Origin of the sequence: Dyadobacter luteus (assembly GCF_003383615.1) — a bacterium.
Taxonomy (GTDB): Bacteria; Bacteroidota; Bacteroidia; order Cytophagales; family Spirosomataceae; genus Dyadobacter; species Dyadobacter luteus.
This window is the reverse complement of record NZ_QNUL01000026.1, coordinates 84548-99337: the sequence shown is the minus strand read 5'-3', so window position 1 is coordinate 99337 and position 14790 is coordinate 84548. Positions and strand designations below refer to the sequence as shown.

The window sequence follows — 14790 nt, the reverse complement described above, 5'->3', positions numbered from 1 at the left end:
GCTTTTTAAACACCAAATCCTCAAAGAAGTTTAAGTAAATGAAAGAGGGTGACTCAATTTGATTTGAGACACCCTCTCTACACGCTTAGCTATTTAACTACAAATGTACTTGTCTGTACCTGGTTATCCGCTGATTTTACGCGCAGCAGATACATACCCGATGATAGTACGCTTACATTTAACTCCCGGTCTGCATCCAGGTTTTGTTGCAGTACCCGTATCCCGTTAAGGTTGTAAATCTCCGCCTGACTTGCATCTGCTCCCAACCCACCGATAGTCAATTTACCACCTGCAACTGGATTCGGATACACGGCCATCGTCTTCTGAGCCTTATCAGAACCTACAGACCTGATCTGACTGTACGCAAACTTCCCGTCCAGATCCACCATTTTCAGACGGTAATAACTGATTGCATTCAACAGCTTTCCATCATGAAAAGTATAGTTTAGCTGACTGGCGCTATTACTGTTCTGTGAATACACGTAGCCGATTTTTGTCCATGAGGATGCGTCAGCACTTCGCTCAATCTCAAAACCTTCACTATTCGCTTCGCTGGATGTTACCCATTTGAGATTAACAGTCTGTCCTTCCTGAGAAGCATTAAAACTAACAAGCTTAACTGGTAACGGGCTGGCCCAACTGATGGTATAGGTCGCAGGGGTAGTATCTGCAACACCGGCAAAATCTACATAGGCATAATTGAATGATGTACTCGTGTAGCCAGAGCCGGTCAGTACAATAGAAAATAACGTTGGATCATTAAACAAAGTACCATTGCTAATATACGTTGCATCAACGACAACAGGCACACCAAAACCATAATACCACAACGTTCCATTTGTTGGCAATGATGTAAGCACTACGCCCTGTGGATCGTTTTCAGTACCTGTGTTGCCCGTATAGGTGCCGTCTTCCGGGTCACTACCGGTCATGAATGGCGCTCCTACTCCGTCCAGCATGAAATCAACGTTTGCTACGGGCTGGGTGGTTAAAACGTGTGTCACATTATTTGTATTTGGACGCTGGTCAATTCCAAAATTCACATCGGCTACATTTGAAGTACCCACACTCACGGACAGGATACCATTGGGTGTACCATCACTCCCCTCTCCACTTCCCACGTTTTCTCCTGTATAAACCCAGTTGGCAGGTAATAGAACAGAACTTGCAGGCGTATCTATACTTGTCGATGGTCTGGTACTGATCGTGACGATATAATCTGTATTCTCGGCGACAATGAACCTGTAATTTCCGGATGCATCCACAGGAACCGATTCCACAAAGACGCCTCCATCAGTAAATAAGTTTGCATGAAGTGGCGTCGTGCCGGCAGATCCAACCGGCGTACCATCCACAGTGTTGAGAGGCGTAATAGGGCTTCCATGCTCATCCAGTTCCGCATTCAGACCATTTGCATCATTATAGACTGTACCCGTCAAAGCAGGAGTGAGTGGATCGACCCAGCTAATGGCATAGGTTGCAGGCGTAGGATCTGCAACACCTGCTGCGTCCACATAAGCATAATTAAAACTGGTACTCGTGTAGCCAGGTCCGGTAAGCACGACAGTAAATAACGTTGGATCATCAAACAAAGTACCATTGGTAACATACGTTGCATCAACGACAACAGGCGCACCAAAACCATAGTACCACAATTGGCCATTGGTCGGCAGAGAGGTGATCACAACTCCCTGCGGATTATTATTTGGTGTTCCTGTTGCTCCCAAATAAGTACCGTCCTCAGGGTCGCTACCATTCATCAGGGGGGCATCCGTTCCATCCAGTAAAATTTCGATACCCTGCACAGGTTGTGAACTTAGGACATGGCTCACATTGTTGCTGGATGGCCGTTGGTTAAGACCGAAATTGGCATCTGCAACACTCGAAGCACCTACGCTAACCGCCAGAATACCATTGGGGGTCAAATCATTTCCTTCTCCCGATCCAACAAACTCGCCAGTGTTGACCCATCCATCCGGCAAACCAACAGAACCTTCCGGGCTACTGCCGATTACAGCTGCCGTAGAACTTATTGTTACAAGATAGTCGGTACCGGCTGCTACCGGGAAGCTGTAATTACCTGATGCATCCACTGCTACAGTTGTAACAAAAATCCCCCCTGCTGTAAACAAGTTAGCGTGCAGCGGTGAGGTCGTAGCCGTTTGCATCGGCGTGCCATCAACGGTATTGGAAGGCGTCCCGTTCAGACCAAACGCATCATTGTAAACCGTACCACTAACTGTAAGCACAGTGGAAGCTCCAAATGGCACATTCAGTGTGGCTAGAGGACTTACCAATCCTGCATTGTCAGTAACTGTAAACTGAATACCCACCGAAGTTGCACCGTCCGCAGCCGGATCTACACTGATGGGCTCAGTGGGAACACCAGCATTACTGGTAGATACAGAAATACCAGTTGGCGGGAACACAGCACAGGTTGAGCACCCTCCGGGAATGTCTCCCAGGGTCGGATAGTAGGTTGTTGTAACTACCGTAATACTGGTAGCACCAGTTGGGAAAGTTGTAATTGTAAGACTTGTGATATTACCACTGTTCTGGTCAGTTCCGACGAAACTATTGCTTACATCCACACTTGTAGTACCACCAGGGTTGGTCTGCGATGAAGGGGAAGTTCCTACAGCGACGGGTGGTTCATTAATACCAAAATTAATGCCGGTAACCACCTGTGTTACATCCACTATATTGATACCATCTGTCGGAGTTACATTGTCGCTGCTACTCACATGTGCAAAAGTGCCTGGCAATGTACCTGGATTAGCAGTGATATTTTCTCCAACCTGGCCTACATTGGCTGCCGTATTCAACTGCACCTGATATCCTGTATTGGTCGGAACGTTGGTTATGGTGTAGGTACCATTGCTTTGTACTGCTGCACTGGTAATGAAATTTCCTAAAGCATCATACAGATTCACTACAAGATCAAGAGGATTGGCTCCGGTGCCAGTTCCGTTAACTGGTACACCGTCAGCATTTCCGATGGTACCGTTGTTATCATTGAATATGGTACCGCTTATGCTGAAATTACAATTTTGCACTGCTGCGTTAAGGCTGCTTCCAACACCCTGCGGCGTAACAGCCGGCTGTCCGTTTGCGTTTGTGGATGCAGTAAGACGACCATTAGCGTCCACGTCCGCGTAAGTGAAGTTACCCGTCCCCTCAATGGCATCGAAGCAAAGATCACCGTCGCTATCCAAATCCAGGCGGTTAGGAATACCATCTTTATCATTATCACATTCAGTTGTAATTCTGACAAAATAGGTGCTCCAGTGCGCCAGCCCCACATCATTGGTATGAAGTTCAAAATTCTTTTCTTCGTAATCCAGCAGTGCAAGGAATAAGGTCCCGTCTGTCCTCGAAATTTCCTGAGTATAACTATTGTTGGTGTTCTCCAGGTAAAATTCGTTGGCATTCACTCCGCTTATCCATTCATTCGCTTGCGTTGCCGTTTGATTGGTTAATCCTGACTGATGCGTTTTAAGATTGATGGTCCTGCGTTGGTTACCATAATATTCGCGTCCATGCTCTACAACACCGACTGATGCCACCGAACCACCGATATGCCATTTTGTTACGGGCAAATCTCCACGTACATAAAATGCATCGGAGGTGGGATGTACGTTGGCATTGGTTACAGTAATAATTACAGCACCGGAGTTATTGGGGTAACCGAAAAGATGACTGAGATCAGCAGTCATGGGGGAAAGACCTATTTGAGGCGTACCACTGTTCGGAACACCAAAATGAGACGGCAATATCATTGTCACATTGCCAGGATAGCCACCCAACAGTGCATTGAGGCTTACACAAGCATTTTCATCAGTATCAGGAATACCATCATTGTCATCGTCCAGATCGCACACATCAGTTACTCCGTCTCCATCCGAATCCGGTAATCCGGAAGCAACCGGATCACACCTGTCCGCTAAACCAAAATTTTGGTTGGCAACGTTACTCGTACCTACCGTAACTGCCAATATTCCATCAGGAGTACCATCACCCGGGCCACTGTTGTTATTGCCATTCTCGCTGCTGTTGATCCAGAATTTGGGAGCCGTTGGTAAATTATGATTAACAGGTGTTATCAAAACACTGGTACCTACTGGATACTGCAAAGCCGAAAGCTGTATGGTATAGCTCTGATTCTGACTGGCAAGCAAACTGTAAGTTCCATTCGAAGTCACTTCTCCCGCATACACCACAGTACCAACGCTGTTTACCAGATAGGCATACAGTGCTGTAGCATTGGCCCTGGTACCTGCTTCGGTCCCGTCCAAGATCGCGTTGCCATTTGTATCTTCATACACTGTACCGGTAACGCTAACTGGCGGTGCGGTAAAACTAACTACTGCAGTTCCCATATTGGAGGATTGGCTGCCCGCATTATCTATACTTACAAAACTAATGGTGACAGTGCTACTATTTCCTTCAAAGTTCGGATCCACACTTATAGGCCAAATGGGACTACCCGTTGCCGTAGTAGATATTGTCACACCGCCGGCAGGCCATGAACCCGAAGTGTAAGACGTACCATTGATCACGATGCTTGTGGTATTTGTAGGAAAACCAGTAATTCGGATTTTCTCTAACGTACCATCCGGATCACGACTGATCGTCAGATTATTAAACGTGCTTCCCGGTACAGCTGCCTGCAAAGTGCCACCCAAATTTGCAGTTATATTAGCTCCATTTCCTGCAATGGGTGCGTACTGGATTCCAAAATTGTTACCACTGATGTTGCCAGGCGCATTAATTGTTATTACTCCATCTGCATCGCTCGGTGTTTCGCTGCTGCTTACATTTACCAGACCACTCTGTAATGGCGCCCCGGCCGAAAAAGTACTGCTACTGGTTCCTTGAACTCTACTCAATTGCGCGCGGTAACCATTCATTGCCGTAACTCCAATAATTGAATAAGTACCGTTAACGGCGACGCTCCCACTCGCCAGAAAACTCCCGTTTGGACGATACAGATTGACAAACAACGGAATAGTTGTGCCATTGATGGGGGTGCCGCCTACGCCTCCTATGGCTCCATTGGTATCCTGATAGACGGTGCCGCTAATCACATAATCAGTGATGACCTGCGCCCTGACAATTACACCATGAGAAAGCAATAAAATAAAAAACAGCAACTCCCGTATCCGAAACCTCCTCCTGTTCAAATAATGTAAAAGGAGATAATACTTTTTGTAAATGTCAACTTTCATAACGTTACTTTTTTGGTTCAATTAGAATTAAATTTTATCTATACAATAGGAATATTACCTATCCTTTTAAAATCATTAATAATAAATTAATGACGAATATTTAAAAAACAAATGCATACTATATTTTATAAATAAAAAATACAGTATGCATCAACTAGAAAACACAAACAACTGATTACCAAAACAATAATTAATTATTTACACAAATAACACTTAAATGAATTGAAAACTATAATTAGGTCTGTTATGCTTATCGTAAAAAATTAAACACTATAAGCAGATAGTTAAAATGATAATTTTTCACAGTGATAAATATTAATATTTTACATGACACAAATGGTAGAAATTCTTTCCTTTAAAGACTGATTTTTTTGTACGCATAAAAAATCACACTTAAATGTTACTTTTTATGAATTAATAACAGCTTGAATTTAAAATATATTTAAGAGGATAAAACAGAAAAGGCATGAGGTCAAAACCTCATGCCTTTTCTGTATACAATAATCCAACAGACTTTTATTTCACAACAAATGTCTTTGTCTTCACTTCTCCGTCAGCAGACTTAACCCGTAGCAAATACATGCCGGAAGTAAGGTTACTCACATTCAGTTCACGACTCGCACCCAGATTGTGCTGCAGTACAAGCACACCACTCAGGTTGTATACATCTGCCTGATACGATCCTGAACCTGATACATCAATGGTAAGTTTGCCATTCACAACAGGGTTTGGATAAGCTACCAAACTCATCGCTGCCTTATCAACTTTCAACGATCTGATGCGGCTGTAAGCAGAAGTACCATCCAGGTCTATCATTTTCAGACGATAGTAATTGATGCCTCTCGCTGGCGATGCATCACTGAAATTGTAGGTCAGCTGAGAACTGCTGTTACTGTTCTGCGACGCAACATACCCGATTGTTGTCCATGAGCCGGTTTCTACACTGCGCTCAACTTCAAAACCTTTGCTGTTAGCTTCGCTTGATGTAGCCCATTTCAGATTTGCAGTTTTACCTTCTGCCACTACATCGAAACTGATCAACGTTACAGGAAGCGCAGATTGTGTCTGGATCTCGTAGACCACCGGAGCACTTTTAACTCCTGCTTTGTCTGTAATGGTATACTCGAAACCAAATTCGTTTCCGGTAGTTCCGCCACCATTTTGTCCATAAATCACCAGATTATTTACGTTGAAATTTGGTATTACAGTGTTTCCGGTGATTTCTACTGGTCCTGATCCGAAATTGTAATACAGCTTGGTATTCGAATTAATCGTCTCTATCGTGAACGTCGTACCCGTTCCTGTGTTACAAGTACCAGCAGCAGCACAATCCTCTGCATCGGATCCGGAAAGAGAACCTCCCGTTGGGTAACCCGTTAAAGAAGACGAAGAAGCCGGAATAGCCTGGTAACCTGTCACCGCAGGGAAAGGAGACGAAGGTGTTGGACTAAATGCAGTATTAGCTACCACGAAAGTCTTCGCATCTGCTACCGGTGGTCTCTGGATTCCAAAATCCGCATTACTTACATTCGCCGTTACAGTTCCAAGATCTATAACATAGGCTGTATTGCCTGCACTTGGTACTCCGTTCAGGCTGGTACCAGTCGGTAGCCAGTTGGCAGGTCCGCTTCCGGCTGTAAGAACGGTTCCGGCAGATTGAGAAGTTGTTGTAAGAACTACCTTGTAAGGAAGGTTCTGAGCAACTCCGGCAAAGGCAAAAGTTCCGTCCGGATTCACCTGAACCGACTGCAATACTGCACCGGTTCCATCCACCAGATTAGCATAAACATTTCCGCCGGTTGGCACTGAGGCACCGCCGTTGTTGGTGTTATTTCCACTTACCGGAGATTCACCTGCATTTTTTACAGCATTGCCATTACCGTCATTCCAGACACTTCCGGCAATGAGTACAGAACAATTGTTCAGCGTGACAGTGGCAACACTTACATCGCTCCCGCATGAATTAGCACCCGTAACGGTATAGCTAAATGTGCTGTTCGTTGCACCAGCTGCCGGGGTGAATGTGCCCGCGCCTGCATTGAAAGTACCGCCTGTACCCGATGTTCTGGCCCATACACCGACGGTTTGTTCGCCTGTGATCAGGTCAAACAGGTTGATTGGTGTGGTGCTGTTGGAACAAACAGCTGTATTACCATCCGCACCTGCATTCGGTGTTGGGATAACTGTCAGCGTAGTGACCACAATACTGTCACAACCATATTGACCAGCCATACTTAAAGTGTCCGTATACACACCACCTGTCGTGTGGCAGTATGTATCCCCACGTGCAATCACTCTGGCATCTCCTCCGGCAGGGTTTGTGACACAATAGGACTGCCCCTCGCAAATCGTAATACTTTGGGTTTTTACCGGTAGCTGTCTGACACGAACAGTTGCGATGCTAAAGTTTCCACCAACGTCGTAGCGATAGGTGCTTGTCGTTGCCGAACTTGTCAATTGAATAGTACCTGCAGCCGCGTTGAAAGTTATCCCAGATCCGGACACATATGACCATGTTCCCCCGAGATCTTGTCCATAAATGAAGTCGGCAAGAGGTAGGACGGATTGATCTGATATACAGACATCATAACCACCACTTGCACCGGCGTTGCCAATAATACCAAAGTTTCTGTTGATCAGGTTTACGTTGGTCACGGTAACTGAAAGTATACCGTCAGCAGTGTTGTCCGGGTTGGTACCATTGTTATTACCACCGGCATTTTCACCTGTCCTTTTCCAATCGGTTGGCGGTGTGCGGTCGATCGGAGTGGTGCTGGTGTTTGTGCCGATAGGATACTGAAGTGCAGATTGGTGTATCGCAGAAGTCCCGTTGGCAGGGGCAGTAAGTAAATAAGTACCGTTGGCAGCTACTGTTGCCGCATCCACAATGACGTTATCCTTAACCATGTATACATACATCGGTGCAGGCAGGCTTGTGAAATTTTCGCCTGAATCAATGATTCTGTTATAGTTCATGTCGTGGAACACGGTTCCTGAAACTGTAACGCCGATAAACAATCTGTAATCTTCTACTTCTCCACTGTTGGCTGCTCCCGTTGGCAAAGCAATTTCGGAGGCAACAGAAGCAATACGGAAACGTGCATAGACAGCTCCGGCAGCTGCCGCAGGAGTAAAGCCCGACCAGCTAAGTGTAACAGAAGTACCACCATTATTAACAGTCTGAGTCGCTTCTTCACCGGCACCAAAAGCACCATCCCGGTTAAAATCAATCCAGCCTTTTACGGTAGCAGTCGCTCCAGTTGTGTTTGTAACCGGTACTGTAACGCTGTAAGTCGTTTGACCGATAGCCAGTGTAGGAAACTGTGTAATGGCATCCTCATCGTTTAAGCCTGCAATGTTATCACCATCAGCTACCGCACCTGCTACACCATCTGCTTCCGCATCAATTTGAGAACCCAGCATCAGGCTGGATGTATGTGTGGTTGCATTGTATGCAGTAATTGCGTGGGAAGGTCCGTTGGATGCACTGGCGGTAGCATAGCCATTTGGCAAGTCACCGTAATCCAAAGCAGCGCTCCAGGTACCTGATGCTTCGCGGAACGGATAAGGCTTTTCCGATTTGCTCAGTCCTAAGAAGCCTTGATGGGTAGGATGAGAGTCACAAGGCTCAAATACAACGAGATTATCAACGTTCCAGAAACCTGGTTGTTCATAAGCTACACCAATCGTGGCAGTTCCGGCAGTGACGCTGGTAACCTTAACCGTGGCTGAGCCAGTAGCAGAGCCAAACGTGATGGTCTGATCCCCGCTATTGTAGGTTACCCCTGTACCGGTAACGGAATTGACTGTTACACCAGCCGGGATTTTCAGTTTGTAAACCCTCGGGTGCCCGCCATCATTGGTCAGGTTGACTACAAAATCCTGACTAGTTCCCGCGGGCACAGGTGCCGCAGGACCTGTGATCGAGAAAGTAGGTTCCGCCGGGGAACGCAGACTTGGGATGGCAGCAATCGCCGCTGCTGCTAAAGCCGGCCCACCAGTTTTAAAATGCGTAATGTCATCTATAGCCGCCCGCACCTCGTTGCTATTCGCAAAAGTAGTTAACGGGGTAGGCGCGTGTTGAAGAATGTAAATCAGTCGCGCAGTCATGAGTTTATCATCATTCGTGACAGTTCCGTCGTTATCAAGATCCGGGCGTGCAGTGGGGTAATACCGGTACTGTCCAATGAAAAAATTGCCACGGCGAGGTGATCCCTTTCCGTAGTCGATGCACCATGATGCTTCGCTTGAAACCAATTGTTTGTTTGCACCAAAGTAACCAACTGCTTTCGTGGAAGCAGACCCGGGCTTCGAATCGATAAAAAGATACGAGTTGGGCGTAATATAGCTTTCCCAGTAAGTAGTCTGATACCCCAACGGAGTCGTTATGAGTTTGTCACCGGTTTGGTAATTAATTTCGATATCAAAATTATCAGCAGTACCGGGAGAGGTACTTTGAAACGTCACCGTTACAGGTCCCTGGTAGGCGTGCGTGAAAGCCACGTCAGTGGCTTGATCCCTGTAGCTGGCGGCGTTTGCCGGTGTTACGGTATGTACTGGCGTTGTGGAAGTCCCATCGCCATTGTATACCTTAATTTCGAATGCCGCACCGCGTGTTACCAGATATTCAAATCTAAGTACGGTCCAGCCCATCGTCCCATCTGTCCATTCAGGATGAACAGTGAAAGTTTTAAGTGGATAAATACTTCCTGCACTTGCCGACGTGCCTAAAATACCTCCGCCCGCGTTGTTAACTCCAGGCCTGCCTGATGGGCGGATCGAAGGATATACGTGCGTGTCGTTGGTACCTGTAACAAAGTTAAGATTTGTTGTAGTTGCAGGAATTGCTGGACAAGGCTGCCCGTTAGCAAAAGTAATTGCCATCAATAATAGGACAGCCGCACATACCATGCGACTGACGTTTCTGACTAAGCAGTTTTGTGTTGTGTAATAGTTTAGCATAGAAAATTTGTTGATTGGAATAGTTGTGTATCGAAATCAAGCTAGTTGAGAACCAATACTGATTTTCAGTATGGTTTTCCGGGAAGGTACTCCCACATAGCAAGCAGCGCTATGAAGGAATGAGAAGAAGATAATGTCTAGTGCATGTATGAGTGGTTTAGTTATAATGTGAGGAAAAACAAACAAATGCATGAACATATTTACATATACAGCAAACATTCGTCTATAAACAGGTGCTAAATAATTAACTTTTGACGACTCGGATAGGTGAAAAAATTTTCAATTATGGTCGAAAAATTTTGCTTTGACCGTTTATGTAACCGGTTCGCGGCTACACTGCGAACAAATACGCAACAGAGGAGAAGGACACCCTATTTAAATCTAGTTATCAGGTAGTTAAACATTCTACCTCATAGAGATTTTACGATAAAAATGTAGTATGAAAAATAGTTTTCACCACACAACCACGCAGTTGATCTGTAGACAGTTTATACTGACAGGTACGATTAAGTACCCAACCTGAAGCGTTTTTGGAAACGAAATTTCCTATGTACACCTTTACAAATGGGTGGAGACAAAAAAAAGGAACTATCGTGGATAGCTCCTTTTCAAAAGTTTTGTGAAAGCTCAGCGTTCAGTTTAGACGAATTGCATTTTCCTTCCACTCCACCCTGAAAAGCTGTTGAACGCCCTCTCCTATTCGCTGGCGTTCGTCGGTTCTTATTCCTATGAGCCAGAGAATTTGTCCATCAGCATCGGTGAGCACTTTTACTTTCTCTTTTTCAAACCTGGAATATTTGGCGTCAATGAGTACATCACTGACTTTTTTCCTTTTCCCTTTCATTCCGAAAGGACAGAATACGTCTCCGTGCTCCCAGTTCCTGGCGATCAAAGGAAATTTAAGTGCTTCCGATTTAAGATAAATGATATGCCGGTCTTTGCCTGGTTCTATTTCGCCATTGACTTCTGTGACGGTAATTCTGGCGCCGTCGGACACAAACTCTCCAACGCCATTCATATACGTCCTGATTTTGCCTTCCGTAACAGACTTCGCTCTTACAATCAGAGCATCTCTTTCTATCAATAGTTGATGCGTAGCTGAGAAAAAGAACGCCCCTGGTTCGCCGTCCATAACAGAGACAATTTGTCTGGACTGAATATACGAGAAACCCAGGTCCTCAATAACCGACCAGAGCAAATAGGCTGCATCCTGTATTCCAGTCAGTTTAACTTTCGGAATGACCAGTTCTCCCGATTCCTTTTCTTCAAAATCAGTTTTCCAATCGGTCAAATGAGCAGTTAGCAACCCATCCGCAGCTCTGATCTTCTCAGCTGTAACCTGAAATGTATCTTCCAATGACGGATTCAATTGTTTTAACACCGGCACTACTGCTTTTCTTATAAGATTTCTCTTGTAGTCTACAGAGTCGTTGGATACATCTTCCCGCCAGGACAATCCGCGCTCATGAGCATGGGCAATAATCTGATCTTTATCGGCAAATAACATGGGCCGCAAAAGATTTCCTTTCACCGGGTGTATACCGCAAAGTCCGGCAATCCCTGTTCCCCTCACCAGATTGAGCAACACCGTTTCCAGTGCGTCGTTCGCATGATGCGCAGTGGCGATATACCCGAAACCGTCCTTTCTTATTTCTTCAAACCAATTATAACGTAAGTCCCTGGCAGCCATCTGCGTGGAAACACCGTTTTGCTTTGCGTAACTTTTTGTCTCAAAATGTCTGACATAAAAAGGAAACTGATAGCGGCTCGCCAGATCCTTCACAAACAACTCATCGCCATCTGAATCTTCACCTCTCAATCCAAAATTACAATGTGCGATAGCAGCCTTTAATCCTGCTGAATGAAACAGGTCGGCCATCACAACAGAATCCACACCTCCGCTTACTGTAAGTAAGGTTGGTTTGCTGTTCAGGTCAACTCCGAGCTGGTTAATAAAAGTTAAAAAAGAAGCTAACATATGACCGTGGAACTTTATTGATGTAATTTTGCCCTATTCATTAAAGAATTACTTCTTCTCAGAAAAGAAGAACGGATTATCAGAACAACGCCCTTACCGTTAAAAATGTAGGTTCAAAGGTAAGGGAAACAGAAGCAACATGAATAAAAAAATATATAGCAACGCTTGCAACCCTTTTAAACTTTTACGCGTCATGTTTATCAAAGACAATATGTATAAACTGGCGTTCCTTGTTTTCCTGTTAAGTTCATTGTCAGCTGTTGCACAGCGGGTTTCAGCCCCTGCCCAGTCTGCACCGGGCGAAGATCTGGTTGAAATAATCAAATCGGACGAGCTCGAAATTATCAATGAAAACGGCGTAGACAGCAGAAGGGTTATCAATGGTATTTTTAAACACAAGGGAGCATTTCTGCATAGCAATCTCGCGATTCAGAATATTAATACCAATGTGATTGAAGCCTATGGAAACGTAAAAATTGTCCAGGGCGATACTGTCACCGTGACGGGTGATACACTGTTTTATTACGGAAATACAAGAATGGCGATTGTAAGCGGGCGCAAAACAGTACTTAAAGATCAGAAAAGAACGCTGACAACCCGTAAAATTGAGTATGACATGGCCGCCGGCATAGCCAATTACAGGCAACCTGGTCGCACTGTAGATGAAGAAAACATACTCACAAGCCAGGAAGGATTTTACAATACAGCGACAAAGGAGTTCACTTATTACAAAAAAGTAAAGCTCGTTAATAAAAAGTATACGCTAACCACTGATACGCTGCTTTACAACTCACTAACCAAATGGTCTGACTTCTTTGGAAAAACTAAAATTGTCAACAAAGACGGAACAGTGTTAGGGACAAAAGGCAGATACAATACAGAAACGACCCAGTCGTCATTCAGTACAAGAACAACGGTTGACAACGAGACGTATACCCTCACCGCTGACTCACTGGCTGTAGATGGCAAAACCAACAATGGCCAGGGGAAAGGGAATGTGGTGATTGTGGCAAAAAAAGATAATACCGTGCTCAATGGTGACGAGGGATACTACTGGAAAGATGCGGGTTTTTCTAAAATTTTCGGACATGCATATGTAAGAAATGTAGTTTCCAATGACACACTTTTCATCAGGGCTGATACACTGTACTCTTATGAAAATCAGCGCGACAGCACGCGAAAGCTGGTGGGAAACAAAAACGTTTTCATATATAAATCTGATTTCCAGGGAAAATGTGATTCGATCACCTACAATACAGCCGACTCGGTGATCAGGTTTTTCCAAAAGCCAATTCTCTGGAGCAATGATTATTACCAGATGGAAGCCGACACGATCACCGCTTTTTTGGTGAACAATGAGATTAACAGGATGTTACTAAGAGGCAAGGCCTTCGTAATAACTGAGGATACGCTCGTAAAGCAATACAATCAGGTAAAGGGCCGAACCATCAATGCCTATTTCGAAGCGAAGAATGCCCTCAAACAGGTTTTAGTGGACGGTAATGGCGAAAGTGTTTATTACGCCATTGATGATAAACAGAAAATGATCGGACTTAACAGGGTAATTTGTGGAAAAATGAACCTGCAGTTTGAAGAAAATCAGGTAAGGAGGATTGCATTCATCGGGAAACCGGATGGGCAATTAATTCCACCAACAAAGATAAAACCACAGGAAAGACAGCTTGATGGTTTCAACTGGCGGATCGGAGACAAGCCAACCAGGGGCAAAACCATGTGGTTAGAATAAAAATTAATATTTAAGGGCTTTTGAGCCATTGTGGGCACGATTTTTTCCTTTTAAAAATAAAGATGCCCGCTTGCACAATATATTTTGAAAATACATATATTTCTATATATTTTTGTAATATACTTCTGACAGGAATACAGAGCGAGGGGACGTTCCTAATTTTTTGAAGTTATCACAGAACCTAAGCTATGAAAAGAACTATACTTTACTTACTGACCATTGCGATGCTGACCTGGCAGGGTCTGGCAGCTCAATCAGTTCCCAGCGGTAGCAGGCTGAATATGACCGCTACGAAGAAAAACGATTCGACCCCTAATCTGCCATTTGCTGCCAAACCGTCAGGTCTTACTTATAAGCCTTTGTCTTTACAGAGTCCAAAGGCACTCAATAAGTTTTACAGAACATTTTTGTTTTCTAATGCAGCTGCTTCGGAAAGCACCGGCGTACAGGAAGCAGAACTAGTGGTGAAAAACATTGAGAGAAAGTCTGCCCCTGTAGAAACTGCTATCAAAACAGAAGAACAACTTTATATCAGCGACGTAATTACAGTATCCAATATTTATCCTAATCCCGCCAGCGAACGTGCTGAACTGGATTATAACATTACAGGAGATCTGAGAGATGCCAAAGTCATCTTCTATAACGTATTAGGCACAAAAATGAACGAGTACGCATTAACCAAAAGCAACCGGAAACTGACCGTGGATACCACAGTGATGCCTACCGGATTATATTTCTATCAGCTTTCGCTGGAAGGCAAAAAGGTTGCAACCAAGAAAATGCTTGTACGTCATCAGCAATAGTACTTTCAAAACACTTTATTCAGCTACCCTTTCGTTATGGATGGTGTAGCTTTTTTATTACCTTTGCGGTTA

5 protein-coding genes are annotated in these 14790 nt (G+C 44.6%); 2 read left to right on the top strand and 3 right to left on the bottom strand.

Features of this window, described 5'->3' with window-relative positions; genetic code table 11:
• Positions 1–89: 89 nt before the first annotated feature.
• The 3 genes from DSL64_RS23435 to tilS form a co-directional block, all read right to left on the bottom strand.
• A complete protein-coding gene (locus DSL64_RS23435) occupies positions 90–5228 on the bottom strand; it encodes a T9SS type A sorting domain-containing protein (RefSeq protein WP_115833379.1) in 5139 nt (1712 codons plus the stop codon).
• 516 nt (positions 5229–5744) lie between these two features.
• Positions 5745–10112 (bottom strand): T9SS type A sorting domain-containing protein, encoded by a 4368-nt coding sequence (locus DSL64_RS23430; RefSeq protein WP_158547975.1) that lies wholly within the window; start codon positions 10110–10112, stop codon positions 5745–5747.
• 712 nt (positions 10113–10824) lie between these two features.
• Positions 10825–12168: a tRNA lysidine(34) synthetase TilS gene (gene tilS, locus DSL64_RS23425; RefSeq protein ID WP_115833377.1), complete on the bottom strand. Its 1344-nt coding sequence runs from the start codon at positions 12166–12168 to the stop codon at positions 10825–10827.
• 193 nt (positions 12169–12361) lie between these two features.
• Between tilS and DSL64_RS23420 the strand changes: the two genes are divergently transcribed.
• On the top strand, positions 12362–13915 hold the full coding sequence (locus tag DSL64_RS23420; protein WP_229217204.1) for an OstA-like protein: 1554 nt from the start codon (positions 12362–12364) through the stop codon (positions 13913–13915).
• 188 nt (positions 13916–14103) lie between these two features.
• Positions 14104–14718: a T9SS type A sorting domain-containing protein gene (locus tag DSL64_RS23415; protein ID WP_115833375.1), complete on the top strand. Its 615-nt coding sequence runs from the start codon at positions 14104–14106 to the stop codon at positions 14716–14718.
• Positions 14719–14790 lie beyond the last annotated feature (72 nt).